The sequence below is a fragment of the Myxococcus sp. AS-1-15 genome, from assembly GCF_020037055.1.
Lineage (GTDB): Bacteria > Myxococcota > Myxococcia > Myxococcales > Myxococcaceae > Myxococcus > Myxococcus fulvus.
The window spans coordinates 90,036-116,000 of the sequence record NZ_JAIQDF010000006.1; the positions used below are offsets into that span (position 1 = coordinate 90,036).

22 protein-coding genes are annotated in these 25,965 nt (G+C 70.9%); 12 read left to right on the forward strand and 10 right to left on the reverse strand.

What is annotated here, in order from left to right; genetic code table 11:
- Window positions 1-47: 47 nt before the first annotated feature.
- Window positions 48-2,648 (forward strand): pitrilysin family protein, encoded by a 2,601-nt coding sequence (locus K8625_RS18270; RefSeq protein WP_223783409.1) that lies wholly within the window; start codon window positions 48-50, stop codon window positions 2,646-2,648.
- 51 nt (window positions 2,649-2,699) lie between these two features.
- On the opposite strand, the gene K8625_RS18275 is transcribed toward K8625_RS18270, so the two are convergent.
- From K8625_RS18275 to K8625_RS18295, 5 genes are all read right to left on the reverse strand, one after another.
- Window positions 2,700-3,431 carry a class I SAM-dependent methyltransferase gene (locus K8625_RS18275; protein ID WP_223783410.1) on the reverse strand — a complete coding sequence of 244 codons (732 nt, stop codon included), beginning with the start codon at window positions 3,429-3,431 and terminating at the stop codon, window positions 2,700-2,702.
- A 51-nt stretch (window positions 3,432-3,482) separates the two neighbouring features.
- Complete coding sequence (locus tag K8625_RS18280; RefSeq protein ID WP_223783411.1) at window positions 3,483-4,052, reverse strand: imm11 family protein; 570 nt, start codon at window positions 4,050-4,052, stop codon at window positions 3,483-3,485.
- Window positions 4,053-4,067: 15 nt separating this feature from the next.
- Window positions 4,068-5,411: an AHH domain-containing protein gene (locus tag K8625_RS18285; RefSeq protein ID WP_141331453.1), complete on the reverse strand. Its 1,344-nt coding sequence runs from the start codon at window positions 5,409-5,411 to the stop codon at window positions 4,068-4,070.
- A 96-nt stretch (window positions 5,412-5,507) separates the two neighbouring features.
- Window positions 5,508-6,476, reverse strand: coding sequence for a hypothetical protein (locus K8625_RS18290; protein ID WP_223783412.1), 969 nt, complete (start codon window positions 6,474-6,476; stop codon window positions 5,508-5,510).
- Window positions 6,473-6,835 (reverse strand): hypothetical protein, encoded by a 363-nt coding sequence (locus tag K8625_RS18295; protein ID WP_223783413.1) that lies wholly within the window; start codon window positions 6,833-6,835, stop codon window positions 6,473-6,475. The genes K8625_RS18290 and K8625_RS18295 overlap by 4 nt, the downstream gene beginning before the upstream one ends.
- A 40-nt stretch (window positions 6,836-6,875) precedes the next feature.
- Here K8625_RS18295 and K8625_RS18300 point away from each other — a divergent pair, with 40 nt between their 5' ends.
- Window positions 6,876-7,742, forward strand: coding sequence for a 50S ribosomal protein L11 methyltransferase (locus tag K8625_RS18300; RefSeq protein ID WP_223783414.1), 867 nt, complete (start codon window positions 6,876-6,878; stop codon window positions 7,740-7,742).
- Window positions 7,743-7,954: 212 nt separating this feature from the next.
- On the opposite strand, the gene K8625_RS18305 is transcribed toward K8625_RS18300, so the two are convergent.
- Window positions 7,955-9,088 carry a metal-dependent hydrolase gene (locus K8625_RS18305; protein ID WP_223783415.1) on the reverse strand — a complete coding sequence of 378 codons (1,134 nt, stop codon included), beginning with the start codon at window positions 9,086-9,088 and terminating at the stop codon, window positions 7,955-7,957.
- Window positions 9,089-9,210: 122 nt separating this feature from the next.
- Here K8625_RS18305 and K8625_RS18310 point away from each other — a divergent pair, with 122 nt between their 5' ends.
- From K8625_RS18310 to K8625_RS18325, 4 genes are all read left to right on the forward strand, one after another.
- Window positions 9,211-9,717, forward strand: a complete 507-nt coding sequence (locus K8625_RS18310; protein WP_223783416.1) for a DUF1993 family protein — start codon at window positions 9,211-9,213, stop codon at window positions 9,715-9,717.
- Window positions 9,718-9,834: 117 nt separating this feature from the next.
- Complete coding sequence (locus K8625_RS18315) at window positions 9,835-10,824, forward strand: AraC family transcriptional regulator (RefSeq protein WP_223783417.1); 990 nt, start codon at window positions 9,835-9,837, stop codon at window positions 10,822-10,824.
- Between the two features lie 129 nt (window positions 10,825-10,953).
- Window positions 10,954-11,442, forward strand: a complete 489-nt coding sequence (locus K8625_RS18320) for a DUF962 domain-containing protein (RefSeq protein WP_255665767.1) — start codon at window positions 10,954-10,956, stop codon at window positions 11,440-11,442.
- Between the two features lie 18 nt (window positions 11,443-11,460).
- Complete coding sequence (locus K8625_RS18325; protein WP_223783419.1) at window positions 11,461-11,976, forward strand: hypothetical protein; 516 nt, start codon at window positions 11,461-11,463, stop codon at window positions 11,974-11,976.
- A 27-nt stretch (window positions 11,977-12,003) separates the two neighbouring features.
- On the opposite strand, the gene K8625_RS18330 is transcribed toward K8625_RS18325, so the two are convergent.
- Window positions 12,004-13,476, reverse strand: a complete 1,473-nt coding sequence (locus tag K8625_RS18330) for an adenylate/guanylate cyclase domain-containing protein (RefSeq protein ID WP_223746204.1) — start codon at window positions 13,474-13,476, stop codon at window positions 12,004-12,006.
- A 107-nt stretch (window positions 13,477-13,583) separates the two neighbouring features.
- Between K8625_RS18330 and K8625_RS18335 the strand changes: the two genes are divergently transcribed.
- The 6 genes from K8625_RS18335 (at window position 13,584) to K8625_RS18360 (ending at window position 22,446) form a co-directional block, all read left to right on the forward strand.
- Window positions 13,584-14,318 (forward strand): 16S rRNA (uracil(1498)-N(3))-methyltransferase, encoded by a 735-nt coding sequence (locus K8625_RS18335; RefSeq protein ID WP_223746203.1) that lies wholly within the window; start codon window positions 13,584-13,586, stop codon window positions 14,316-14,318.
- 110 nt (window positions 14,319-14,428) lie between these two features.
- Window positions 14,429-14,695, forward strand: coding sequence for a GlsB/YeaQ/YmgE family stress response membrane protein (locus K8625_RS18340; RefSeq protein ID WP_223746202.1), 267 nt, complete (start codon window positions 14,429-14,431; stop codon window positions 14,693-14,695).
- Window positions 14,696-14,830: 135 nt separating this feature from the next.
- Complete coding sequence (locus tag K8625_RS18345; protein WP_223783420.1) at window positions 14,831-16,126, forward strand: RDD family protein; 1,296 nt, start codon at window positions 14,831-14,833, stop codon at window positions 16,124-16,126.
- Window positions 16,127-16,177: 51 nt separating this feature from the next.
- Window positions 16,178-19,423 (forward strand): HEAT repeat domain-containing protein, encoded by a 3,246-nt coding sequence (locus K8625_RS18350; protein WP_223783421.1) that lies wholly within the window; start codon window positions 16,178-16,180, stop codon window positions 19,421-19,423.
- A gap of 93 nt (window positions 19,424-19,516) precedes the next feature.
- Window positions 19,517-21,058, forward strand: a complete 1,542-nt coding sequence (locus K8625_RS18355) for an ATP-binding protein (protein ID WP_223783422.1) — start codon at window positions 19,517-19,519, stop codon at window positions 21,056-21,058.
- The gene (locus K8625_RS18360) at window positions 21,055-22,446 is read left to right on the forward strand and encodes a sigma-54 dependent transcriptional regulator (protein ID WP_223783423.1); all 1,392 of its coding nucleotides are present in this window, start codon (window positions 21,055-21,057) and stop codon (window positions 22,444-22,446) included. The genes K8625_RS18355 and K8625_RS18360 overlap by 4 nt, the downstream gene beginning before the upstream one ends.
- On the opposite strand, the gene K8625_RS18365 is transcribed toward K8625_RS18360, so the two are convergent.
- From K8625_RS18365 to K8625_RS18375, 3 genes are all read right to left on the reverse strand, one after another.
- The gene (locus K8625_RS18365; RefSeq protein WP_223783612.1) at window positions 22,447-23,823 is read right to left on the reverse strand and encodes a wax ester/triacylglycerol synthase family O-acyltransferase; all 1,377 of its coding nucleotides are present in this window, start codon (window positions 23,821-23,823) and stop codon (window positions 22,447-22,449) included.
- Between the two features lie 96 nt (window positions 23,824-23,919).
- Window positions 23,920-24,708: a hypothetical protein gene (locus K8625_RS18370; protein ID WP_223746197.1), complete on the reverse strand. Its 789-nt coding sequence runs from the start codon at window positions 24,706-24,708 to the stop codon at window positions 23,920-23,922.
- Window positions 24,709-24,796: 88 nt separating this feature from the next.
- Window positions 24,797-25,795 carry a class I SAM-dependent methyltransferase gene (locus K8625_RS18375; protein ID WP_223746196.1) on the reverse strand — a complete coding sequence of 333 codons (999 nt, stop codon included), beginning with the start codon at window positions 25,793-25,795 and terminating at the stop codon, window positions 24,797-24,799.
- Window positions 25,796-25,965: the final 170 nt, after the last annotated feature.

The following is a 25,965-nucleotide window of genomic DNA, read 5'->3' on the forward strand; positions in this document are numbered from 1 at the left end:
TCGCCTTGCCCTCCTGGGGGGCGAGTGCCAGCTTCGGACCCTTCCATATGGCCATCCGCTACGCGCTGCCCAACGGGCTCACTGTCGTCTTCGAGGAACAGCACGCCGCCAAGGTCGCGGCCTTCCAGGTCTGGGTGAAGGTCGGCAGCGCCGACGAGCGCCCGGACCAGGCGGGCCTGGCCCACCTGCACGAGCACATGCTCTTCAAGGGCACGGAGCGGCGCGGCCCCGGCGAAATCGCCCGGGACGTGGAGGCCCACGGCGGGGAGATCAACGCCTGGACGTCCTACGACCAGACGGTCTACCACATCGTCATCGCCAGCCAGTTCGCCCGGACGGGCCTGGACATCCTCGGGGACGCGGTGCGCCGCTCCGCCTTCGACGCCGAGGAGCTCTCGCGCGAAATCGAGGTCGTCTGCGAGGAGATCAAACGCAGCCAGGACACCCCGTCCCGGCGCGCGTCGCGCGACTTGTTCTCCACGGCCTTCCAGCGCCACCCGTACCGGCTGCCGGTGCTGGGGACCGCGGAGAGCGTGCGCAGCTTCAGCCGCGAGAAGGTGCTGGAGTTCTACCACCGGTACTACACGCCGAAGAACATGGTGCTGTCCGTCTCGGGGGACCTGAGCGAGGCGGAGCTGCGCGGGTGGGTGGATGAGATCTTCGGTGGGGACTGGGGCCGGCCGTTCGAGGGGGAGGTGAAGCGCCCCGAGGAGCCCGCGCTCACGGGCCGCCGCGTGCTCCTGCGTCCGGACGAGGTGAAGGAGGCGTGGCTGCACCTGACGTTCCCCATTCCGGAGGCCGCGCACCCGGACACGCCCGCGCTGGACGTGCTGGCGATGATGGTGGGTCAGGGGGAGGCGTCCCGGCTGTCGCGCGAGGTGAAGCGCCGCCACAACCTGGTCAACGACATCCACGCCTTCGCGTACACGCCGCAGGACCCGGGGCTGTTCTCGGTGTCGATGACGCTGCAGCCCGGCCACTGCGAGCGCGCGCTGGAGGAGGCGGCGAAGACGCTGGCCACCATGCGCGTGACGCCGGTGACGGCGGACGAGCTGTCCACGGCGAAGGCGCTGCTGGAGGCGGAGGCCGTCTACCAGCGCGAGACGGTGCAGGGCGTGGCGCGGAAGATGGGCTACTTCCAGTCCGGCATGGGCAGCCTGGAGGCGGAGGCGCGCTACTACGAGGCCGTGCGCTCGCTGACGCCCGAGCACATCCAGAAGGCGGCGGAGAAGTACCTGCGGCTGGACAAGGCCATCGTCACGGCGCTGTTGCCGCACGGGACGGAGTTCACGGAGGCGCAGGTGAACGCGGTGCTGGACCGCGTGGAGAAGGGCCCCGTGGCCGCGCCGCCCGAGCGCAGGGCGAGCAAGGTGTCGGCGGGCGAGCCCTCGCTCAAGCTGGGCGCGAAGGCGAAGGGTCCCAGCGACATCATCCAGGAGACGCTGCCTTCGGGGGCGAAGGTGGTGGTGCGCGTGGAGCCGGCGGTGCCGCTGTTCGCGGTGCGCGCGGCGTTCATGGGCGGGTTGCGCTACGAGACGCCGGCGGACAACGGACTGACGACGCTCTTGGCGCGCAGCCTCACGCGGGGAACGCCGACGCGGGACGCGGAGGAGATTTCGCAGCTCGCGGACATCTACGCGGGCAGCATGGGGGGCTTGAGCGGACGCAACTCGGTGAACCTGCGCGGGGAGTTCCTCTCGCGGCACTTCGAGGCGGCGTTCCGGCTGTTCTCCGACAGCGTGTTGCACCCCTCGTTCCCCGAGGTGGAGGTGGCGCGGGAGCGCTCGCTGATGCTCCAGGACATCCTCACGCGGGAGGACAAGCCGTCGGGCCTGGCGTTCGACCTGTTCAACCGGACGCTGTTCCGGACGCACCCGTACCGGATGCCGACGCTGGGTGAGAAGGAGTCGGTGGAGGCGCTGGGGCCCGAGGCGCTCCGCGCGTACCACGAGAAGTACATGGACCCGTCGCAGCTGGTGCTGACGGTGGTGGGCGACGTGAAGGTGGACGAGGTGCTCGCGCTGGCGAACGAGTACTTCGGCAAGTCGCGGGGCAAGGCCGCGCCGGCGCCGCGCATCCTGGAGGAGGGACCGCTGGAGGGTGCGCGCGAGGAGAAGCGCGTGCTGGCCAAGGCGCAGTCGCACCTGGTGATGGGCTTCCGGGGCATGCGCATCAACGACCCGGAGCGGCACGCGCTGGAGGCGCTGTCGGGGGTGTTGTCCGGCCAGGGCGGGCGGCTGTTCGTGGAGCTGCGCGACAAGCGGTCGATGGCGTACAGCGTGAGCAGCTTCGGCGTGGAGGGCATCGAGCCGGGCTACTTCGCGGCGTACATGGGGACGAGTCCGGAGAAGGTGGACGCGGCGCTGGAGGGCATCCGCGCGGAGCTTCGGCGCGTGCGTGACGAGCGGATTCCCGAGGCGGAGCTGGAGCGGGCGAAGCAGAACCTCATCGGCACGCATGAAATCGCGCTCCAGCGCAACGGCGCGCGCGCGGGGATGATGGCCATGGACACCCTGTACGGGCTGAACCTGGACAACTTCCTGCACTACGCGGAGCACATCGCCGCGGTGACGTCGGAGCAGGTGCGGGACGTGGCGCGCAAGGTCATCGACTTCGACAAGAGCGTGCTCGCCGTCGTCGGGCCGTGAGCTTGGGTTGGCGAGCGCCGGGGTTGGGGCGCTCGCCTTCTCGTTGCGGGGCTACTTCTGGCCACTGAGCGCGGTGAGGAGTGGGTTGTCTCGGTAGACGCGCCAGAAGTCGTCTCCGTACTTCTGGCGGGCCTCTTCGGGAATCTCGAAGGGGTGCCAGGTGATGTCGCGGAAGCCCGCCTCGGCGAGGGTGGCTTCGTAGACCTGGGTGGACCAGCGGAAGTACTCGAAGGGCGCGGGCGGCTCGGTGAGGAAGAGGGCCTTGCAGAAGTGGCGCCCGTCCTCGAACTGCTCGCTGAGGACCTCGACGCCGTAGGGCGCCCAGCTCGAGCGGGCCACGTCGAAGGTCGGGTCGATGGTCATCGCGATGAACCGTCCGCCGGGCTTGAGGTTGGCGTAGGCGCCGCGGCACATGTCGAGCAGCTCCTGACGAGCGCCCGCGTAGTTCAGCAGGTAGACGGCCGTGACCAGGTCGAAGTCGCCGAGTCGTGGGAGGGCTCGGGCGTCGAGCACGTGGTAGCGCAGTCCGCGGGGTTGGGTTTGTTCCTTGTCGCGCGCGAGCTGGACCATCTCCAGGGAGATGTCCACGCCCTCCACGCCGTCGGCGCCGAGTTCGTTGAGGAGCCGTGAGTAGTGGCCCGTGCCACAGGCGAGGTCCAACACACGCTTCCCGCGCAGGTCGCCGACCAGTCGCAGGAAGGTGTGTCGCTCTGGGATGGGCAGAGCGGCGGTGTTCTTGAACTGCTCGTACTTGGTCCCGATGCTGTCGTACTGCTCGGACATGCGTGCGCCCCCGGTGGAAGGGGACGATGCGAGCAGGGGTGCTGGCGCGAGTCAAACGGGTGTGAGCTTCACGCCGGTGGCCTTCTTCTTCGTTAGGGCACGCTGGAGGTCCTCGGAGACGATGAGAGCGATGGACCAGCCCCAGGTGCGGAACACCTTCGCATCCCCCACCTTCGCGGGGTCGATGCGCATGCCATAGACATCGCGGTACTGGCCCAGCTTCTCGGGTCGACGGTCCTCCTCGGTCCAGTAGAGCACCTCTTCCGTCGCCCCATCGTCGATGCAGCGGATGAGCTTCGTCGCCACGAGGATGAAGTACGCGTCGGGGCGTCCCTCGATATTCACGGGGACGAGTTGCACATCGTCAGGGGCAAGTTCCTGGAAGAGGTTGGCCACGGTGACATGGACTACCGGGGTGCTGAAGCCCGCCAGGGAGAAGTCGAGCGCCTTACCCGGCACTTCGATGGGAACAGAGAGCCGTCCGCTCACCGCTACCGGATGGCCCTCCCTGAACATCCAGGGGTCCTCCAGCTCACGTCCTCCAGACTCGCGGGGATGCCCCAGGTCCCATCGGCCCGGCACGGAGACATCGTCGGTCAATTGGAAGTACCGCTTCACCATCGCGCAGCCTCGGTCTCACTCGCTTCGCGTCAGCAACTTGTTCAAGCCCGAGCCAGGAGTGGAGACCTCCCTCGCGAGCCGTCTGAGTTCCGTGACCAGGACCTCACGACACTCCATCACCGTCCGGCATCCCTTCGTCGCTTCTTCCAGCCGTGCATAGACGCGCTCATGATAGCGCTGCGGATGGGGACCTCGATGGCCTTGAACCTCGACCACGTTCTCGGCGTCCTTCAGCTCCATCCCCGCCTTCGCGAAGATTCGTCGGAACCGTGGCGTCCAAGGGCCACCCCGGACCGGAGATTTGCTGTTCTTGTCGGTGGCGATGTGATGGTTCTCGGGGTCCCTGCCGCCCATCTCACGTGACGCCATGGCGACGGCGTTGGGAGCCAGCGCGATGGTGAAGCCATCTGCTGCCATCGCCACCGACTGGACGCCTCCGATCGCCCCGTAGCGGTAACCCGCCTGAGACTCGACGAAGAGCGCGGCCTGCGAGGAGCCGGGCAGCCTTGAGGAGCGAGCCAACAGTCCCGCTGTATTCCCCAGAGCAGCGGTGGTCAGCATGACGAAGATGCGCGCCGCGTTCTCTCCAAGGACTTCACCGTAGACCTCTCCCGCGTCACGGAGTTGCTCGAAGGTCGTGGCCCGGTCCACGGTCCGCACCAGCGAGACCCATCCATCCAGGATGCGCCAGACCGTGTCGACGCCCAGGTAGGCGATGGCCGAGGCCGTCAGCAGCGCAGCAAGGCCCTTACTCATGGGCTCGGGCAATACCCAGAGGAGCATGTACATGCTGACGGAGGCACTCACCGTCGCCATCAATGCCTGTGGGTCCGCCATGTCCTCCAGCGCTTCCGCCGTCTCCTCCCAAACTGACTCCATTGCGATGGCCATGGCCAACGAGTACTTGCCGTCGCTGGCCAGCAATGGGCCCTCCGTCAGCAGGCGGAGGCAATCACCCGGTTGGTTCTTCCGCTCACACCAATGGCCGTAGGCGCGCGTCAGCGCATCGTCCGCGTAGGACTCCAGCAGGCTCGGTCCATCGGGTGAATCTTGCTCCTTCCGGGGGATGAGCCGTGGTCCCTGGTTGTCGAAGAAGAACACCCCACTCCGCTCGGGAACACCGAAGAGTTCGCGTGCCTCTCGCATGGGACTCGCGAAAGGTCGCACGTCTCGAGCGAGTACCACCACTGCGGCCTCGAACTCCTCTTCGTCCAACTCCACCGGCGCAGCATCGTCCTGGGCGATGGGAGCGTGTGCCAGTGGAGGCTCGACCCCTGTCTCCAGGCGAACCAGACGCGTCGTCCCGCATCCCGTCACGGCCAGCGCAAGCAACAGCCCGACAATCCCGAGCGCTTTCATCCACGCCCTCCCTCTCCGGACTCGTTCCCCGAAGACTGGGCTCCGGGATATCAGAGTGAGTGGGCTGGTGAGGACAAGAGACTCCTCCGCAATCAATCAGAGTTCAGTGCCAGGGAGCACGGGTGACGGCGGCGGTGGCTCCGCTTCCGGCACCTCCCGGAGTCCCATCGACAGCGCCGAGTCGAGCGCATCGAGCAGTGGCCCCGTGGGAGCCCCAGGCAACGTGTTGCACGCCCGGACAAGGTCGCGCTTCCTGCGCAGCTTCTCCGGCTGCCGCTTCGCCTCCACCGCGAGCGCCTCCACATCCACCGGCGCCGACAGCAAGACAGCACACGTGCGGAACAACTCCATCCGCGCGCGGTCGTCCTCCTCCAACAACACCGGCGCCCCGTCCAGCTTCAGCCCCTTGAAGCCCAACGCCCGCACCTGCTCCACATCGAGCACCAGCACACCGTTCTCCGTGGGACGTGGCGCGGGCGGCTCGCCCTTGCCTCCGGTCAGCTCCACCACCCCGTCCGCCGGCTCGGGATGACAGGGCACCTCGCGCAGCGCCACCATCTCATCCGCCTTGCGCGTCTCCGTCGTCTCCCCTCCCCTGTGGAGCTGGATGAGCCCCGCGACCAGCGCCGGCACGCCCACCGACAACAACACCACGCCCCACGTCGTCGCCACCTTGCGACTCGAAGGCCCGTAGTGCCCGTCCCGGTCGATGCCATCCCGGTCCGGCGTGTTCGAGAACAACGTCCTCCCGAGCACCAGGAAGCCACCGATGCCCGTGAGCACCCCACCCGAGCTCACCGCCCCCGCCGCGCCCGGTGACGAGTGCGTGCTGATGAGGTTCTCCGTGTACTCGACGTGCTGCTCCGTCCGGCAGACGTCCGCCGTGGAGAACCGCAGCGAGAGCCGGGGCCAGTCCACCGCCGCGCTCGCGAAGGGCATCCGCTCCCCGAGCTGCGACTCCTGGACATACGTGCGCAGCACAGGCCCCCGCTCGGTGCGCCGCTCCACGTCCAGCGGCGTGCACCCCACCGCCAACATCAACACCGACGCCACCCACCGCTTCATGGCTGCTCCCCCCGGAAGTACGCCGCCACGTCCGGGCACTCCACCAGGAAGCGCGTTGTGTCCTCGCAGCTCGGCGACTTCTCCGTCGTCGTCCCCACCCGGATGAGCGGCTCCCGGCAGTCCAGCACCCGCTCCCGCGCGGGCGTCACGAAGGCGAAGTCCTCCGAGCCACACCCCGTCCGCTCCAGCAGGGTCGTCTCACAGGAGGTGTCCAGGTCGAGCTGCTCGGCGACTCCGGGGCAGGCCGACGTCTGGCAGAGGCGGGTCACCACATCCCGACAGACCGCCGCGTCGGGTGCTTCCGGGCCGGAGCAGGCACACAGCCAGGCCAGGGGCCACAAGATGAACAGGTATCTCACGGCGCTCCCACGCTACGCACGGCGCGGTAAAAGGGCCCGCATGTCCCAGACCTATCTGTCACTCACCGTGGAGTTGCCCGAGGAAGCGTCCGAGGCCGTACAGGACCTCCTCCACGAGTCCGGTGCGCTCGGCCTCGAGGTACGAGACCGCGAAACCCCCACCATGCCCGGCGTGAAGCCCCCCAACGCGGGCGAGTCCATCGTCATCGGCTACTTCGAGGACCGCCCCACCGCCGAGTCCGCTCGCGACAGCGTCGCCGAGTCCTTCCCCGACGCTCGCCTCGGCCTGGACGAGCAGCCCCAGCAGGACTGGAGCAACGAGTGGAAGTCCCTCATCAAGTCCGTCCACGTCGGCCGCCTCTGGGTGGGCCCGCCCTGGGACGTGGCCAACGCCCCCGCGGACGCGGTTCGCCTGGTCATCGAGCCCAAGATGGCCTTCGGCACCGGTGACCACCCCACGACGTCCCTGTGCCTCGCCGCCGTGGACGCGTACATGACCGACCACCCGGGCGCGAGCGTCCTGGACGTCGGCACCGGCACCGGCGTGCTCGCCATCGCCGCGAAGAAGCTCGGCGCGGGCCGCGTCGTCGCCACCGACAACGACCCCACCTCCGTGGAGCTCGCCCAGGAGAACCTCACCGACAACGGAACCCCGGACATCGACGTGTCCGGCAAGGAGCTGACCGCCGTCGAGGGCACCTTCGACCTGGTGCTGGCCAACATCCTCGCCAACACGCTCATCGAGCTGGCGCCGCTCATCGCGCCCAAGGCCAAGGACCGGCTGGTCCTCGCGGGTGTACTCTCCCACCAGCGCGCCGACGTCGAGGCCGCCTACCGCAACCTCGGCTTCACCGTGCTCCCCGGCGCCACCCAGGGCGAGTGGGTGCGCATCGACTTGAGGCGCTGAAGGTCTCCCTCCGAGGGCTCGAACGAGGACAACCCCTCACGAGCCTTCGGATGCCTGGAGCGCTCCTCGATTCCGAACCCAGGAGTGGCCCTTCGCGACGCCACTCCACCTCGCGCGCGAAGGCCCCCTCGTGCCCTACTGCACGACGAGGGGACGCGGTGCTGAGCCAGGACACGTGTCCTGCGCCTTCACCGCCTGCTTCGGGCCTCGCGTCAATGCGCCCCGTTGCTCGGCGGAGCGCGAACGGGCTTCAGCTCCTTGTCCAGCTCGACCACCGCGGAGCCGAGCCCACCGCTCTGCATCCGCGAGTAGCGCACGTCATCGATGGTGACGCGCCACCCCTGCTCCGTCTCGCGCACCTGATACGTGGGCAACCGCAGCCAGTTCGACAGTCCGCGCAGGTGCGGCGCCGCGAGCGCGGCCTGGATGACCGGGCCGGGGTTCGGCTCGCGCGGCAGGCTCGGGCCGTTGATGCGCAGGTGCTCCTCTCCGCCCTTCAGGAAGTCCGCCGTCACGAAGTGATAGCGGTCCTTCCCCACCGCGATGAGGTCTCGCACGAAGGGGTTCGCCGGCACCGGCCCCGCGATGACGCGCTCCACCGACTGCCCCTGCCCCTCCAGCCACGCCTTCGCGCGCGGCGCCGCCACCTGCGAGCCCAACAGGATGGCCCCCAGGTACAGCACCAGCCCCACCCCACACACCGTGGCCACGCGCTGCGTGGACACCACCTGCGTCCCCTTCAATCGCAGCCACACAATCGCCGCCACGCCCACCACCCACAGCACCTTCGCGGGCCACGGCACGAAGTCGGGCACCGTCACGAGCGCCGTGCTCGCGAGGCCCAGCACCAGCCACCCCGCCGCGGACTTGCGCGTGCGCGCATCCGCCATGATGACCGCCGCCCCCGCGAGCAACCACACCCACGGGTCGACGATGAACAGCGTGTCCCCGTAGAACCACGCCCCGTCGAACGGCATCAACAACCGCACGCCATACGTGTTGAGCCAGTCCAACGCGGGATGACTCAATATCGACAGCGTCGACAACACGAGCAACGGCCCTGCTCGCGCCGGCTCCAGCTCCGGGTGTCGACGCCTGCGCACAAAGCGGTCCCACGCCAGCATCAAGCCCGTGAGCACGAACGGCCAGATGGCCAGCATCAGCACGCCGTGCGTCCACCCTCGTCGCCAGTACAGCGAGGCATCCGAGCCCGCGAACGTCACCACCGCGTCCACATCCGGGAGGTTGGCGCCGATGACGAGCGTCGCGGTGGCAAGCGGTGTGTAGCGCTTGAGCCCCGCCTCCGCCATCCAGGCCCCGACGAGTGAGTGCGCGAGGTTGTCCATTCCCCCCGAGGCTACTTCACCCCATGCGGACCTCGACACCTCGCGTCAGCCGAAATCCTCCAGCACGCAGGGCCCAGGCGGATTAACACTCGCCCCGCGCACCCCTTCCTGTGGAGCACTCCATGTCCCTGTCGATGTACGAGGCCACCATCCCCGTCTTCATCCGCGCCCTCGAGGTGCTCTCCACCCTCGTCACGCAGGGCGAGAAGTACGCCCAGGAGAACGGCCTCGACCCGAAGCAGGTGCTCGAGGCGCGCCTCGCGTCGGACATGTTCAACCTGGTGCAGCAGGTCCAGCGCGCCAGCGACACCTCGAAGGCCACCGCCGAGCGGCTCAGCGGAGAACCCGCCCCGCGCATGCCCGACACCGAGAGCACCTTCGATGAGCTGCGCCAGCGCATCGCCAAGACCATCACGTATCTCAAGTCCGTCCCCGCCAAGAGCTTCGCGGGCAGCGAGAACCGCACCGTCACGCTCACCACCGGCACCCTCAAGCGCGACTTCAAGGGCGACGAGTACCTGCTCACCTTCGGCCTGCCCAACTTCTACTTCCACATCACCACCGCCTACGGAATCCTCCGCCACCTGGGCGTGCCCATCGGCAAGAAGGACTTCATCGGCCCCATGTGAGCCCCGGCTGAACGCCTCTTGGGCCCGACGCGCCGGACAGGCTAGCGTCCCCGGCGCGTGGAGCCCCCTGCCTCCCAGTCCCTCCCGAGACCTCCCACGGAGGTCCGCTCGCAGCTCGTGGGTCCGCTGCTCGCGTACCTGCGCGCCACGGGCCTGGACCCCACGCCCCTGGTGGAGCGCTTCGGCCTGCCGCTCGACGCGGGCTCGCTCCCCGAGGTCAGCCTCCCGCTGACCACCCTGCACGCCTTCCTCGACGCCGCCGAGCGGCTCTCCCAGGACGCCTTCCTCGGCCTGCACGTGGCCCAGCGCGTGCCTCGCGGCAACTACGGCCTCGTCGAGTACATCGCCCGGGCCTCGCCCACGCTGCGCGACACCTTCCGCGCGCTCGCGCGCTACATGGCCCTGCTGGAGCCCGCCTGGAGCGCGTCCTTCACCGACGACGCGGACGGCGGCGGCACCTTCGCCTACGGCATCGAGGGCGCCCCGCTCGCGTACGGACGCCACGCCAGTGAGTACGGGCTCGCGCTCTTCACCCACGTCGGCCGGCAGCTCACCGAGCGCCCGTGGTCGCCTCGCGCCATCGCCTTCGCGCACCCCGCCCCTCCGGACATCGCGCCGCTGGTGGACCACTTCGGCGTCGCGCCCACGTTCAACCGCGGCCGCAACGCGCTCACGCTGGACGCGGCCACGTTGGACCTGCGCGTGCTCGGCGCGGACCCCGCCCTGCTCTCCGTGCTGGAGCGCGCCGCGAGCGCCGCCGTGCCCTCGCCCGCACCGGACGCGCCCGGCTTCGTCCAGGCCGTGCGCGACACCATCCGCGCGTCCCTGCGCGAGGGCGCGCCCCAGGCCGCCGACGTGGCCAAGGGACTCCACCTGAGCCTGCGCACCCTGCAGCGCCGCCTCACCGAGCACGGCACGTCCTTCCAGGACGAGGTCGACACGGTGCGCCGTGAGCTGGCCTACCAGTACCTGCGCGACGCGAACCTGGGCGTCAGCCAGGTTGCCTTCCTCCTGGGCTACTCCGAGCTGAGCACCTTCGACCGCGCCTTCAAGCGGTGGACGGGGATGACGCCGCGCGTCTGGCGCGAGGGCGCGGAGCGGGGCTGAGACACCGGGCGTGCGGGCCAGCCGACCCGTGGCGTCCCGTGCCAGGAGATTGGCGTGAGCCGCCAGGGACACGCGCCGGGGGACTCTCCTAGTTTGGGAGGTCCCCTGCTCCACCGTCCGGAGGACGCCATGCTCAAGGCCCCCATCGCCGTGCTCTTCGACGAGTACTACTCGTCGCACCAGCACCCCACCAACCGGCTGACCCACAAGGTCGCCATTCCGGTCATCGTCCTGCACATCATCGCGATGCTGGACTGGGTGAGGCTGGCGACGGTGCCCGCGCTGCCGGGCGGCGTGCTGACGCTGGGCATGGTGGCCTGGGCGCTCGCCGCGGTCTGGTACCTGCGCGCGGACGTGAAGCTGGGGCTCGTCGTGGTGGCCTTCATGGCCGCCTGCTTCCCCCTGGGCCGGCTGATGCCCACCTGGAGCGTGCTGGCCATCGCAGCGTTCGGCTGGCTCATCCAACTGGCGGGCCACGCCGTGTGGGAGAAGAAGTCCCCGTCCTTCCTCACCAACCTGGTGCACGCGCTGGTGGGCCCGCTGTTCTTCGTCGCCGTGCTCTTCGGCGACTACGTCATCAAGCCCCAGCCCCAGGGCGCCACGCCGGCGCGCGCCTGACGTATCCTCCGGACTCCCATGAGCTTCGCCGACAAGCTGCGCACCTGGATGCCCCTGCACGAGAACGGCCTCAGCCGCGCCGTGCACTTCTTGGGCGCTTACATGTTCATCTTCGCCCTGCTCGTCCCGCTGGGCCTCGTGCGCTTCTCGGTGGGAGGCTTCTCGCTGTCCGCCGCCCACGTGCTGGTGGCCCTGGTGGCGCTGTACGCCATCAGCCTGGAGTGGACGGCGGGCCTGCTGATGAGCCTGCCGCTCTTCCCCACGCTGAGCGCCGCGCTGGCCGTGGGCCACCTGCCCGGCCCCACCGTGGCCATCGTCGCCGTGTCCGTGATGGTGGTGCGCTTCGCGCTCGTGGTGGGCGCGCACGTCGTCCTCGAGAAGAAGACCCACGGCCTGTCCCTGGGCGGGCCGCAGCTGTTCTTCATCGAGCCGGTGTACCTCATCACCCTGCTGCTGTTCGGCATGGGCCTCAAGCGCGACCTGCACGCGCGTGTCATGTCCGGTGGGTCCCGCCCCGCGCCGCTGACGGTGTGAGCCCGCGCGCCTGGGGGCCTTCCTCCCTCAGGTGCCGCTGGCGATGCGCACGGGAGCGGGCGACTCGACGTCCGCGTCGAGCGCGTGGCCCTGGAGCGCGTGGACCACCACCGCTTCCCGGCGCCCCCTCACGTGGGCCTCGCCCAGGCGCAGACCGACGAAGTCGCCGCCGCCGCGCGTCCACGTGCTCTCGCTCACCAGGATGTCCACGCCGTGGACCTTGGTGAGCCCCTCCACCCGCGAGGCCAGGTTCACCGCGTCGCCGATGACGGTGTACTCGTGCTGCTCGGCGCCCCCGAGCATGCCCGCGGCCACCACGCCCGTGTGAAGCCCGATGCCGATGCGCAACGGCGGCAGTCCCCGGCGCAGGCGCAGCACGTTGAGCTCGGCCAGCTTCTCGCGCATGGCCAGGGCCGCGCGCATCGCCTGCTCCGCGTGGTCGTCGCTCGAGTCCGGTACGCCCCAGCACGCGAGCATCCCGTCCCCGAGGAACTTGTTCACGATGCCCCCGTGCGCCATCACGATGTGCGTCATCCGCCCGAAGTACTCGTCGAGCAGCTCCAGCACCTCGCGCGGCTGCAGCGTCTCGCTCAGCATGGTGAAGTCGCGGATGTCGCTGAAGAGGATGGTCACCTCGCGCTGCACCGGCCGCAGCGACGTGTCCCCCGACGCCATCACCCGCTCCACCACCGGCTTGGGCAGGAAGCGCGACAGGCCGTCGCGGCGCCGCAGCCGCAGGAACATGCTGCCCACCTCCGCGTTCGTCATCGCGATGAGCAGCCCCAGCGTCACGTAGCAGAAGACGACGAAGCTGGTGCTGGACCACGTGCCGTGCCCGGACACGCCCGCGACGAAGGCATACCCCATGGACGACAGCGCCGTGGACAACAGCACGTGCAGCCACGAGAAGCGCGCCACGGAGAACACCAGCACCATGCCCATGCTCGCGCCCAGCATGCCCGCGTCGAACTGGCCCGTGCGCGCCCAGGCATGCCACCCCATGAAGGCGAAGAAGCTGGTGTCCGCCACCGTGGTGGGCACGGGCAACCACCGTGCGTGCCTCAAGTGCGGCCGCTGGCGCAGCAGCACCACCAACGCGAGCACGGAGAACAACCCGTACAGGACGATGGCCAGCACGCGCTGGAGGTCATGCGGCGGCAGGGACTCGCCGGTGACGTGCGCGATGCCACCCTGGCTCACCGACAAGAGCGCCATCAGCGCCAGCCGCACCCACGCCACGCGCCGCTCGCCTCGCAGCGAGCTCTCCGCCAGCACCAGCTCCTCGTTGGCGCGGCTCAGCGCGAAGCGGGCCACGGCGGAGTCCTGTCCCGGCGAGAAGCCCTCGTCGTCCCGGCCCATGATGGCGAGCTCCCCTTCCTTCCCTTCCCGGGGCGGAGCCAGGACCTCCGCCTGGCCCGTCATCGTCACGTCCGCGCGTCCACCACGCCCCGTGCGCGAAAAGGTCCAGGGGAACCTGCCACGGGGCACCGACATGCTCATGGTGCCTCAAGTCGCGAAGGCCAGCGAGCCCTGGCGTCGGGCCGGCGCTTGCTGTTGAAGTCCCCGCCCCGACACGCCCCCACCCCGTCGCCGCTGGAGAAGCCCACGTGGTCCGCCTCTTCGTCCCCATCGCCGAGCCCGCCCCCGACACGCTCGTGCTCACCGGCGAGCGCCGCCACTACGTCGTCCACGTCCTGCGCCTGGGCGAGAACGACACGCTGGAGGTCTTCGACGGCAAGGGCCGCGCGTTCGAGGCGAAGGTCACCGGCGTGGACGCGCAGGAGGTGCGCGTGAGCCTGGGGGCGTCGCGACAGGCGCCGCCCCGCCGCGCGGTGAGCGTGGTGCAGGGGCTGCCCAAGGGCGACAAGCTGGAGTGGGTGCTGCAGAAGGGGACGGAGCTGGGCGCGGCCGCCTTCCTCCCCGTGGACACGCTGCGCAGCGTGGTGAAGCTCGAGCCCAAGCGCGCGCAGGAGCGCACCCAGCGGTGGACGAAAATCGTGGAGGAGGCCGCGCGCCAGTGTCGTCGTGACGACGTTCCCGGCGTCGAGGTGCCGCGCTCATTGGGTGACGCCGTCGGCGCGCTCGCGCGGGGCACGGTGGTGCTGGTGTTGGACGAGGAGGAGTCCGCGGTGCCGCTGGGCGAGGCGTTCCGGGCCGCGGGCGCCGGCACGCCCATCGCCCTCGTGGTGGGGCCCGAGGGCGGGCTCGCCCGTGAGGAGGTGCAGGCGCTGAAGGCCCAGGGCGCCCGCCCCGTCACGTTGGGTGCGCGCATCCTCCGTACGGAGACGGCCGCGCTCGCCGCCCTGGCGGTGATGATGCACCTCGACGGAGAGCTTGGTTAGCGAGGGGCCAGTCGAGCGCCCGTTCCACACGGGTTCCCACCTTCTCTGGGCCATTCCTACGTTTGGACCATCTGGGACCTTCCGGGTCCCCACAGACAGGAGAAGGGTTCATGGGGATCATCGCATTCATCATCATCGGCCTCATCGCGGGCCTCATCGCTCGCGCCATCCTCCCCGGCAAGCAGAGCATGGGCCTGTTGGCGACGACGCTGCTGGGCATGGTCGGCTCGCTGCTGGGCGGATTGATCGGATCCCTCTTCACGCGGGACGGACGGCTCTTCGACTTGCGACCCTCGGGTCTCATCATGTCGGTGCTGGGTGCCATCGTCGTGCTGCTCATCGTCGGAGCGGTGGGACGGCGCCGTGTCCACGCCTAGCGTGAGGCGCTCCACACCGGCTGTCCCCCAGGGGACAGGTGGACGCCTGTCGTTGACGAGCCCCTGACGGTTCCTCGACCGAGGGACCTCGGGGGCTCGCCACTTTTCTTGCTCCTTCGGTGCGGACGTCTTTTCATGGCGACGCGTCTCATCCCGGAGGAGAGTCCGTTGTCCAAGTGCATGAAGTGCGGAGCCCTGTTGCCGCCCGTCGGAGAGTGCCCCGCCTGCGCCAAGGCCGCCGCCCAGACCACCCTGCCGGGTCTGCCGAGCTTCCTCGACCGGGACCTGCAGATCGACCGCCGCTCCGGCATGCGTGACGACGGCCCCGCCTTCGCCGAGCGCAGCCCCGCTCCCCCGGCCCCGCCGTCCGTGGCGCCGCTCGCGGGCCCGCTTCCTCCGCCCGCCGCGCCCCGCGCCGCCGCGCCCCAGAACCCGCCCGGGGTCGCCCGCCCCACCCCGCCGGGCATGACGCCCTCGCACCGGCCCGCGCCTCGCGCCGCGACGCCCCCGCCGGCCGCCCAGCCGTCCTGGGCCCAGGGGGGCGGCTTCCCCGTGGACGTGCCGCCCGTGCCCGCCACGGCGCAGACGCCCATGTCCGCCATGACGCCCGCCTACGGCACCCCGCCGGTGCCGCCGCGCGTGCAGCCCCTGGTGGCACCCGCCCCCGGCCTGCCCCGCGTGGAGACGCCGGCGCCCGCCGCGAGCCTGGCGGACACGGAGCCCGGCTCGCCCATGCCGTCGGGCCTGCCCTGGTCCGCTCCGGAGCCCGTGGCCCCGGTGTCCTCGGGCCTGCCCGTGATGGCGGCCCTGGAGACGCCGGCGCCTTCCGCGTCCAGCCTTCCAGCGGTGGAGTCCGCGCCGGCCCCGGTGTCCACAGGTCTGCCCGTGATGGCCAGCGCCGCGCCTCGGGCGGAGAAGCCGAAGTCCGTGCGCACCGCCGCGGTGCAGCCGGGGGTCACCGAGGTCCACGCGCGCCCCGCGTCGCTGTGGCGCCGGCTGCTGTCCTTCAGCATCGACGCGGCGGCCATCGGTGGCGTGGCGGCGCTGTACATCACCCTGGCCTCGTCGGTGACGGGGATGAAGGCGCCCGAGGCGGGCCTGTCCGGCCTGGACGGGTTCGTCGCGTGGCTGCGGGCGCTGCACACGGTGCTGCTGCCCGGGTTTTTCCTGGTGCTGGTGTTGGCGCTCGTGTACTGCGCGGTGGCGGCCTTCCTCTGGAACGGACGCACGTTGGGCCGACTGCTGCTGGGCCTCAGGCTGGTGGACACCCACGGCCTGGCGCCGGCGCCGGGAAGGGCCATCGTCCGCGCGATGCTCGCCAGCCTCTCCTTCGTCCTGTTCCTGGGCGGATTCTGGATGGCGCTCTTTGATCGCCGTGGACAGACGCTCCATGACAAGCTGACGTCCACCTTCGTCGTTCAACCGAGCTGAACCACCGCTTCATTGTGCCTTGCGGCCGCGGCCGTAAGATGCCGCGCCTACATGCCCGCCCGCCTTGCCCAGCTCCTCGTCTCCCGCACGCTCCTTTCCCAGGAGAAGGCGGGAGAGTTGTTGCGACTCCAGCAGGCCCAGGGCGGACATCTGGACACGCTGCTCTTGGAGCAGGGGCTCGCGAACGAGGCGGATGTCCTCTCGCTGCTCGGTGACGTCGCGGGCTTCCGGCCCGTGAACCTGGTCGACTTCGAGCCGAACCTCGAGGTCGCGTCCTTCATCCCGCCGAAGATCGCGGAGCGGCTGTGCGTGGTGCCGCTGTCGCTGGATGGGCAGACGCTGCACGTCGCCTGCGCGTATCCGGTGCCGAAGAAGGAGCTGGACGAGGTCGGGTTCCTGCTCGGCAAGCCGCTCGAGTTGTGGGTGGCCACCGAGGTGCGGATTCGCGAGTGGATCTCCACCATCTACCGCCAGCCGCTGGCGCCGCGCTTCACGCAGCTGGTGTCCGCGTTGGACCCGGACAAGCAGCTCCCCGTCACGCCGCCGCCTCCTCCGCCGTCGGACGAGTCGCTCACGGTGGACATGGTGGAGCGGCTGGCCCGCTCCGTCGCCGGTGAGCCGGTGGCCGCGGAGATTCGCGCCGCGCCCCGCGAGGCGCCCGCGCCCCTGCGTCCGCCTCCGCCGCCGCCTCCCGACCCGGTGCCGCCTCCCGCCTTCGTGCGAGCCCCGCTGCGGCTGAACATGCCCGCGGCCGAGCGTCCCGCGACGCCGCCGTCCAGGCCCGATACGTCTCGCCCGGCCCAGCCGCCGGTGCTCACGGCGACGCCCCCTCGGCCTCCCGTGGAAGCGACGCCCACGACGGTTCAACGGGGCGGTGTGCCGTCCGCGAGCGGTGCTCCGACTGGGGCGCGCGCCGGAGAGACTTCGCCGACGGGCGCGCAGTCTCCTGCCCGGTCCACGACGGGTACCTCCGGGGGACAGCCTCCGCCGTTTTCCCCGACGAGCGGAGCCTCGGCCGGAGTGCCCGGAACGCAGTCCTCCGCGAGCGGCGCTTCACCGACAGGCTTCGCGGGACAGCCTCCCGCGGCGAGTGGTGCTTCGCCCGGCACGCAGCCCGCGGCGGGCGGCGGCTCAACGACAGGGTTCGCGGGACAGCCACCGGCGCAGCTCGCGGCGAGCGGCGCCTCCTCGACGGCTTCAGCGGGCCGCCCCGCGACAGGTCCCGGCGCGCAGCCTCCGGTGACGACGGTGAGCGGCGTTCCGTCGGCCACGTCCACGGGCCGACTCGTGACAGGCCCCGCCGCGCAGCCTCCGGCGACGACGCAGGGTGGTGCTTCTTCTGGCGCACGTCCCTCCACGGCGCCTGCCACGCAGCCTTCCTCCCAGCCCGTGACGGGGACGCGTGCCTCCACGGCTCCGGCCAGCGGAGCGCCTTCTTCCGCGACGACGCCTGGCGCCGCGCCTCCGTTGTGGCCGCCCGCGCAGTCCAGTGGCGCGCCGCAGCTGTGGCCACCGGGTCCCGCCGCGCCCACGTCGGGGGCGGACTCCGTGCCGCTCTCCACGATGCGCTTCGGCTCGCCGCTGTTGGCCGGAGGTCCTCGGCCCGAGGTGCCGCCCGCGCAGCCTCCGCGCTCGAGCGAGCCCGCGTTCATCGTCTTCCCCAATCCGAACAAGCCGGCCGCGCAGCCCAAGGCCAAGCCGCCCGAGCCCGAGGTCCGGCCGCCGCCCACCGCGTCCGCCAATCAGGAGGTCCCTGACTGGACGCTGGCGGCGGCGCGCGCCGCGCTGCGCGAGTCCACCAAGGACCGCGACAAGTTGATGGACGTGGCGCTGCGCTTCGGCCGGCGGACGTTTGATTACGTGGCCGCCTTCGCGGTGTTGCGAGGCGCGGCGATTGGATGGGAAGCGCGCGGCGAGGGCATGGCGAGCGAAGGGCTCACCCAGGTGTCCGTGCCGCTCGACGCGAGCAGCGTCTTCCGCACGGTGGCGGTGACGCGGGGAAGCTACGCGGGGCCGCTGCCTCCGGACGCGCTCACCCGGCACTACCTGGAGCTGTTCGGTCGGCAGACGCCGCGCACGGTGTTCCTGTACCCGGTGGAGGTGAAGGGCCGGCTGGTGGCCATCCTCTACGGAGACTGCGGACAGAAGCCGATGAGCCAGCGCCGGCTGTCGGACTACATCCTGTTCTGCCAGGACCTGGCCTCGGCCTTCCAGGAGCTCATCCTCTTCCGCAAGCAGCGCGTGTCCGAGCCTCGCTCCGTCGAGGAGGACATCACCATCGACGTGGACGTGCCGGTGGCCGCCACGCCCGCTCCCGCGCCCGCGGTGGTGGCGGGGCTGGGGTGGAGCCCGTTCTTCGGTCGAGGCGCCGCGGGCACGGTGGGACGCGCCGCCGCGCTGCCGCCTCGCGCGCAGTCGCAGGAGGAGCGCCCGCCGCCGGACTTCGCGCCGCTGCTGCGTCGGCTCACGGGCCCGGACGCCGCGCAGCGCTCGAACGCGATGGTGGAGCTGGCGCGCTCGCCCGAGGCGAGTGCCCGGGTGCTCGCGCAGCACTTCCCGGGTCCCACCGCGTGGAGCCGGCTGCCCGTGGTGGAGCTGCCCGAGGCGGACGAGCTCGGCCCGATTCCCGCCGCGCTGTCGCGACTGGGACGCCCGGCCGCGCAGGCGCTGGCGCCGCTCCTGGATTCGCATGACGCGGACACGCGCTACTTCGCGCTGCTCACGGCGGGAAACCTGCCCTACGTGGAGCTGGTGGACGGCGTGCTGCGCGGCCTGTTCGACCTGGAGCCGGACATCTCCAGCGCCGCGCGGGTGGCGGCGGCCGCGCTGAAGCAGCTGCCGAGGTTGGACTCGGCGATGCGTGAGCTGCGCCAGGAGCTCAACAGCCGGGACACGATGCGTCGCGCGCTGGCGGCCCGGGCGTTGGGAACGCTGCATGACCGCGAGGCCGTCGAGGGCCTCATCCAGCTCACGCGCAGCGAAGACGAGATGTGCGCGCAGGCCGCGGCGGAAGCACTGCGCGAGGTGACGCGCATGCCGCTGGGCCTCAGCCCGAAGCAGTGGGCGGCGTGGTGGGCGGAGAACCGCAGCCGTCGTCGCGCGGACTGGCTCATCGCGGCGCTGCGACACCGCGAGCTCGACGTGCGGCTCGCCGCCATCGAGGAGCTGAGCCGCGCGCTCAACGACACGCTCGGCTACTACGCGGACGCGCCGGAGAACGAGCGCGAAGTGGCCGCGCGTCGGTGGGAGAGCGCCGCCGTGGACCCGGCCAATGCGCGCCGGCTGGGCATGCTCTGAGCGTCGGTGAGTCGAGGCGAACACCGCCTCGACTCCGGACGCCGCGCCATCCCGCTATGCTGCGCCGGTGACGCCAGCACGGGACAGGACCCCATGACCGGTGGGATGTGGATCAGCCTCATCGCGTGCGCCGGGCAGCTCGCGCTCGCGGGGCTGGCATTGGCCCGGGTGGGGCGCAGCCCGCTCGCGCTGCCGCTCTCCCTGCTCTCCATCGCGCTGTCCGCGTGGAACTTCACCGGCTACGCGTATGCCGGCGCGGGAGAGACGGGCTGGCGACTGGTGGGCTTCGCCGCCGCGCTGATGACGGTGCCGTGCACCCTGCACTTCACCCTCGCCTTCGTGGGCCGCCGCCGCCGCTCGGCCTGGGCCATGTACGGCACCTATGCCGTCTTCGGAGCCCTCGCCCTGCTGATGCACGTGGCGCTGGGCGTGCCCTCGCTCGCCGCGACAATCCTCACCCTGCGCTTCGGCATCTTCGTCACCGTCCTCGTGGTCCCCCCGGTCATCGGGACCTTCACGCTGCTGGCGCTGCACCTGCGCGACGCGCGTCGCCCGGACGAGCGCGCCCGCGCGAGCTTGATGGCCCTGGGGCTCACCTTCCTCGTCGCCCTGCTCCTCACCGAGCTCGCGGTGGAGCTCGGCCTCAGACAGGTGCCACGCCTGGGCAACCTGGGCACGCTCCTGTGCATGCCCTTGATGGCCACCGCCTCGCTGCGCTTCGGACTCTTCGGACGCGACGAGAGCGAGGGCGCCCCGCGCATGGCGCTGCACGCGGTGGTGCTCGCGGGCGTGGGCGTCCTCGCCTACCTCACCGTCTTCCGCCTCTTCGCCGCGCAGGTGGGCGCGCTCGTCCTGTGCACCACCGCCATCACCTTCTCGCTCGTCGCCGCCACGCGCCGGGGCGTCACCGCCTTCGTCACCCGGGGCGAGCGCATGGAGCGCCTGGCCACCCTGGGCCGCTTCTCCGCGCAGATGGCGCACGACCTGAAGAACCCCATCGCCGCGCTCAAGGGCGCCGCCCAGTACCTCAAGGAAGAGCACGCCCGAGGCCAGTCGTGGGACACGCACGGCGAGTTCCTCGACCTGATGCTCGAACAGGTGGAGCGCCTGGGGCGCGTCGTGGACACCTACCAGCGCCTCGCGCGCGTGGAGCCCCTCCCCCGCCCCGTGGACCTGGGCCGGCTCGTGGAGGGCGTCCTCTCCCTCCAGTCCTTCGCGAGTTCGAGCCCCATCACCATCGTCCGTGAACTCGCCCCGGACCTGCCCGCCTGCGCCGCGGACGAGGACCTGCTCACCAACGCCGTGGAGAACCTGGTGCGCAACGCCACGGAGGCCATGCCGAAGGGCGGCACACTCACCGTGCGCACGCTGAGGGACGACGAGGACGTGGCGGTGGAGGTGGAGGACACGGGTGAGGGCATGGACGTGCGCACCCGCGAGCGCGCCTTCGACGACTTCTTCACCACCAAGGCCTCGGGCAGCGGGATGGGGCTGGCCTTCGTCCGACGCGTGGTGGAGGCGCACGGAGGCACCGTGGGTCTGACAAGCCGGGAGGGGCGCGGTACGGTGGTGCGTCTGCGCCTGCCGGTGGAAGCCCGGCGCGGGGACGGTGGGGCCGAAGGAGAAGCCGCGTGAGTGAGTCGTTGAAGGGAACCGTGCTGCTGGTCGATGACGACCCGGCGGTGGCGAAGGTGCTGGGTGCGCTCCTGGGTCAGGCGGGCCTGGCCACGCACACGGCGCGCAACGGGACGGAGGCGCTCGCGCTGCTGGAGCGCTGGCCGGTGGACGTGGTGGTGAGCGACGTGCGCATGCCCGGCATGGACGGCATGCAGCTGTTGGCCGAGATGGGCCGGCTCTGGCCGGACGTCCCCGTCATCCTCATCACCGCGCACGGCACCGTGCCGCTGGCGGTGGAGGCGATGAAGGCGGGCGCCGCGGACTTCGTGCTCAAGCCCTTCGACCGCGAGGAGATCCTCTTCACCATCCGCAAGGCGCTCCTGCGCGCGCAAGGTGAAGCGACGAACGAACCGCTCCGCACCCCGAGCGCCTTCGTCGGGAGCAGCCAGCGGATGCTGGAGGCCCAGGCCCTGCTCGCGAAGGCGGCCACGGGCATGGCCACGGTGCTGCTGCGCGGCGAGTCCGGCACGGGCAAGGAGCTGGCCGCCAAGGCCGTGCACGACGGCAGCCCCCGGCACGCAGGGCCCTTCGTGAAGCTGCACTGCGCCGCGCTGCCGGACACGCTGCTGGAGAGCGAGCTGTTCGGCTACGAGAAGGGCGCCTTCACCGGCGCGGCCACCCGCAAGCCCGGTCGCGTGGAGCTGGCGCACGGCGGCACGCTGTTCCTGGACGAGATTGGCGACATCTCCCTCGCCGTGCAGGTGAAGCTCCTGCGAGTGATTCAGGAGCGGGAGCTGGAGCGGCTGGGCGGAACGCAGACGGTGAAGGTGGACGTCCGCTTCGTCGCCGCCACGCACCAGCCGCTCGAGGAGCTGGTGAAGGCGGGGAGATTCCGCGAGGACCTCTTCTACCGCCTCAACGTGGTGCCCCTGTGGCTGCCGTCACTGCGCGAGCGCCCCGAGGACATCGAGCCGCTCGCGCGCCACTTCCTGGACATCCACGCGCGCACCAACGGCAAGCCGCCCTTCACGCTCACCGCGGACGGGCTCGCGGTGCTGCGCGCCCAGCCCTGGCCGGGCAACGTGCGCCAGCTCCAGAACTTCCTGGAGCGCCTGGTGGTCCTCTCGGACGGACAGACGCTCACGGGCGACGACGTCTCGCGCGAGCTGGCCCGGCAGCCGGGGCTCACCACGCCCGTGCTCACACCGCCCCAGGGCGTCACCGCGCTCGCGAGCCCCGCCGCCGACAGCGGCCGCACGCTCGAGTCCCAACGCAAGGGCACCGAGAAGCAGGCCCTGGTGGACGCACTCGCGCGCGCGGGCGACAACCGCACGCTGGCGGCCCGGCTGCTCGGCATCAGCCGCCGGACGCTCTACAACAAGCTGGAGGAGCACGCCCTGCTGTAGCTACGCGACCTGCGTCACCCCGTCGCTCAGCGCCTCCAGCTCCGCGTGGAAGTGGTCGATGAGCGCGTGCGGGTCCGGCACGCGCAGCTCATCCGCGGCCACGCCCACCGTCACCTGCCCCGCGTAGCTGAACAGGCTCACCCCCAGCCCCAGGTGTCCCGCCTGGGGCACCCAGAACGTGAGCGCGCGCAGCTTCACGCCCGCGAGCGACACCGGCTGCCGGGGCCCCGGCACGTTGGTGGCCACCAGCGAGGCCTTCGTGGCGAAGACATCCACCACCACCCGCTCCAGCGGCGCGGGCGTGTAGCCCAGCAGCTCCAGCGCGCCGAAGGTCACCACCGCCTCGGGGGACTTCTTCACCAGGTCCATCCGCCGCGACAGCTCGTGGAGCCGCCGTCGAGGCTCGGCCAGGTGCACCGGCAGCCGCAGCAGCACCACGCCGAACCGGTTGCCCAACGCCCGAGGCACCGGCTCATCCAGCGGCCGCAGGTTCACCGGCACCACGGCGTGCAGGTCCTCGGGAGGGACGTTGCGCGCCTCCAGGTAGCGCCGCAGCGCGCCCGTCAGCGCCGCGAGCAGCACGTCGTTCACCGTGCCGCCCAGGGCCTTGCCCACGGCCTTCACCCGCTCCAGGGGGATGGGAGAGGACCACGCCGCGCGCTTGCGAGTCCCCAGGGGCCCCCTGAGCGGCGTGCGCGGGTCCGGCGTCACCACCATCAGCTTGCCGAGCGCCGCGGCCCCCAGCGCCCCCTGCCGCACCAGGTCTCCGGCGAGGATGGGCTCCGCGGCAATCTCCGCGCCCTTGCGCAGCACCGTCCGAGCCGTGCCCGCCACCGCCCGCGCCCCGCGCATCCACTTCGCGAGCCCTCCCTCACGAGGCGCTGTCCGCGAGGACTCCGGCGCCTCCTCCCGCGCACCGTCCCCATCCGTGAGCGTCAGCAGCACCCGCGCCAGCGCGATGCCATCCGACAGACAGTGATGCAGCCGCGCGAGCAGCACATCGCCCCCGTCTCCACCCTCCAGCACGTGGAACTGCCACAGCGGACGCGAGCGCTCCAGCGGCGTGCTCATCCACTCGCTCACCAGGGACTCCAGCGCGGCGCGGTCTCCGGGGGCCGGCACCTGGAGTCGTCGCAGGTGCGCGTCCAGCGAGAAGTCCTGGGCCTCCTCCCACTGCGGCTGCCCCAGCCGTCCCATCACCACCTTCTGGCGGAAGCGCGGGTAGCACTCCACCAGGCGCGTTTGCACCAGCTCGCGCAGCCGCTCGAAGTCCAGCCGGCCCTCGAAGCCGAGCACGGCTGTGATCATCATCAGGTTGGCGGGCTCCTCCATGTGGAACCACAGCGCGTCCACACTCGCCATCCGCTCCTGGTTCATCCCGGCCACGCGTGCCTCCGTGTGTCCCACCCGACGGGACACACCATGATGGCGCAGGACGGCCTCCCGTGGCGCGCTGTCTTTACGAGGGGGCCGCTACTCCTCCTCGCGCTCGAACTGGAAGGTCTGCTTGGTCGCGTCGTCGACCGTCAACGTGAGCGTCTCCTCCTCGAAGTCCCACCGGAACGAGCCGCCCTTGAACTTCACCTTGGAGCGGGCCAGGGGGATGACGCGCTTGTCACCACATACCGGGCCCACCGCCTGGCCATCCTTCGCGAGCAGCTTCACGTGGTGGTCATCCAGCACCTCCATCGTCCCCCAGGCGCGCACGACGAGCTGGTTGCCCTGCCCCAACGTCGCGTCCTTCAACGCGGTGCGCAGCACGAAGCACCCCTCGGGCGTGATTTGCAGCGTGCGCGCATAGTCCGCGCGCGGCTGGGGTTCGATGCGCGTGAAGCCTCCGTCCTGCTGCAACGGCAGGCTCGCGGCCGCCAGCCTCCAGGCGCCCACCAGCTTCTGGGGCACGGGCCTGGCCGAGGCCGCCTGCCCGTCACACGGAGACTTCTGCTCCTTCTCCGGACTGGGCGGCGCGGGCTCGAAGGCCTTCTGACACGTGTTGCCGCACGCCTTCGCCGAACACTGCGTGTCGTCCTCGGCGCAGCCCGCCTTCAGGGTGCAGGCCTTGAGCCGGTCCAGCGACTGCTCGCAGCCCTCGCGCAGACAGCGGTCCACGCACTCGGGCTCGATGCACTCGGCCACGCACACCCAGTTGGCGCTGCCGCAGACGCCCGCCACCGTGCGTGGACGCTCGCCCCCTTCCTGCCCCAGCGCCGTGAAGGCGCTCAGCAGGCCCCCCACCACCACCCACCCACGAATGGAACCCATGCCGGGGTGAAACCTAGGCACGGTCCGACGGAGGCGAAGCCCTCCAGTCCCCCCGGGTGTCCACCCGCGAGCACTGCCGCCCGCTCCCTCAGCGGAAGTGCCAGCGCCAGGTGCCCACATCCCCCGGGTCGGCCAGCTCCAGCTCGAAGGACAACAGCTCGTTGCGAGCGAAGTCGCGCGGGTCCACGCGCAAGAACGTCATGCCCGCCGGATTCTGTCCTCGCAGCGGCGACACCGTGAAGGACAGCTCCGCGTCGAAGGCCACCTTGTAGAACAGGCAGAAGCCATCCACGCGCCCCGCCTCCATCACCGGCCGCTCGTAGCGCACGCGCTGGGGCAGGCCGTCCGCCGCCATCGTCTCCAAATCAAAGGCGAACGCGGGCTCCGGCTCGCACAGCAGGTGGTCCACCTCGTACGAGCGCACCACGCGCGTGAAGTAGGACGGGTTCATCGCCTCGCGCAGCGTCTGCAGGCAGCTGTAGTCCACGCCCGGGATTCGCTGGCTCCAGATGAAGGGCAGGCACGCCTCGTCGCGCAGCTGCACCGGCTCCACGAAGACCTCGAAGCGGTTGGGGAGGATGCGCCCGCCGGGCCTGAGCAGCCGCGAGCGCAGGTCCAGCATCCTCGGCACCAGCCCCGCGTCGAAGAGCGCCTCCCCGAGCAGCTCGTGCAACAGCACGTCCACCTTCTCCGGCGGCTGGAAGCCCCACGGCTGCGCGCGCACGAAGTCGATGTGCTCGAGCCCGTTGCGCCGCGCCACCCACTGCGTGGTGTCCAGCAGCCGCGAGGGGTCCACCGCATACAGCCGCCGCGGATGACGCGTCGCCGCCGCGAAGGTGCGCAAGCCCGCCCCCGCGCACACGTCCATCACCACCTGCCCCGGCTTCACGTACCGCGCACACGCCTTCTGCCACGCCAGCACCCGCGCCGGGTCCGACAGCGCCGAGTCCTGCGGCGCCGGGCTCGACAACGCCAGACTGTCCGGCACCACGTTGCGCAACGGCAGCTGCGACACCAACGGCAGGTGGCTCAGCCGAGAACGCAGGTCCATCAACGCCTGCCGAGGCAGGTCGAGCAGATTGGGCATGACACCCCCCACGACAGGAGACGGAAGAACCCCGGGGCGGGCCGTCGGCCTACCGGGGATTACCAATCATGCTGGAATTACCCGGAGCACCCCATCCGCCGTGGGGACAGGGTCTGTGTCCCCACATGAACGGCCCCGGCGTCGAGTCGAGGACAGTCCCGCCTCGCTGG

Coding starts and splice junctions, on each gene's coding strand:
- K8625_RS18270 (WP_223783409.1), top strand. CDS start 48: ATGGCCATCCGCTACGCGCTGCCCAACGGGCTCACTGTCGTCTTCGAG.
- K8625_RS18275 (WP_223783410.1), bottom strand. CDS start 3,431: ATGTCCGAGCAGTACGACAGCATCGGGACCAAGTACGAGCAGTTCAAG.
- K8625_RS18280 (WP_223783411.1), bottom strand. CDS start 4,052: ATGGTGAAGCGGTACTTCCAATTGACCGACGATGTCTCCGTGCCGGGC.
- K8625_RS18285 (WP_141331453.1), bottom strand. CDS start 5,411: ATGAAAGCGCTCGGGATTGTCGGGCTGTTGCTTGCGCTGGCCGTGACG.
- K8625_RS18290 (WP_223783412.1), bottom strand. CDS start 6,476: ATGAAGCGGTGGGTGGCGTCGGTGTTGATGTTGGCGGTGGGGTGCACG.
- K8625_RS18300 (WP_223783414.1), top strand. CDS start 6,876: ATGTCCCAGACCTATCTGTCACTCACCGTGGAGTTGCCCGAGGAAGCG.
- K8625_RS18305 (WP_223783415.1), bottom strand. CDS start 9,088: ATGGACAACCTCGCGCACTCACTCGTCGGGGCCTGGATGGCGGAGGCG.
- K8625_RS18310 (WP_223783416.1), top strand. CDS start 9,211: ATGTCCCTGTCGATGTACGAGGCCACCATCCCCGTCTTCATCCGCGCC.
- K8625_RS18320 (WP_255665767.1), top strand. CDS start 10,954: ATGCTCAAGGCCCCCATCGCCGTGCTCTTCGACGAGTACTACTCGTCG.
- K8625_RS18325 (WP_223783419.1), top strand. CDS start 11,461: ATGAGCTTCGCCGACAAGCTGCGCACCTGGATGCCCCTGCACGAGAAC.
- K8625_RS18330 (WP_223746204.1), bottom strand. CDS start 13,476: ATGAGCATGTCGGTGCCCCGTGGCAGGTTCCCCTGGACCTTTTCGCGC.
- K8625_RS18340 (WP_223746202.1), top strand. CDS start 14,429: ATGGGGATCATCGCATTCATCATCATCGGCCTCATCGCGGGCCTCATC.
- K8625_RS18345 (WP_223783420.1), top strand. CDS start 14,831: ATGGCGACGCGTCTCATCCCGGAGGAGAGTCCGTTGTCCAAGTGCATG.
- K8625_RS18350 (WP_223783421.1), top strand. CDS start 16,178: ATGCCCGCCCGCCTTGCCCAGCTCCTCGTCTCCCGCACGCTCCTTTCC.
- K8625_RS18355 (WP_223783422.1), top strand. CDS start 19,517: ATGACCGGTGGGATGTGGATCAGCCTCATCGCGTGCGCCGGGCAGCTC.
- K8625_RS18365 (WP_223783612.1), bottom strand. CDS start 23,823: ATGAACCAGGAGCGGATGGCGAGTGTGGACGCGCTGTGGTTCCACATG.
- K8625_RS18370 (WP_223746197.1), bottom strand. CDS start 24,708: ATGGGTTCCATTCGTGGGTGGGTGGTGGTGGGGGGCCTGCTGAGCGCC.
- K8625_RS18375 (WP_223746196.1), bottom strand. CDS start 25,795: ATGCCCAATCTGCTCGACCTGCCTCGGCAGGCGTTGATGGACCTGCGT.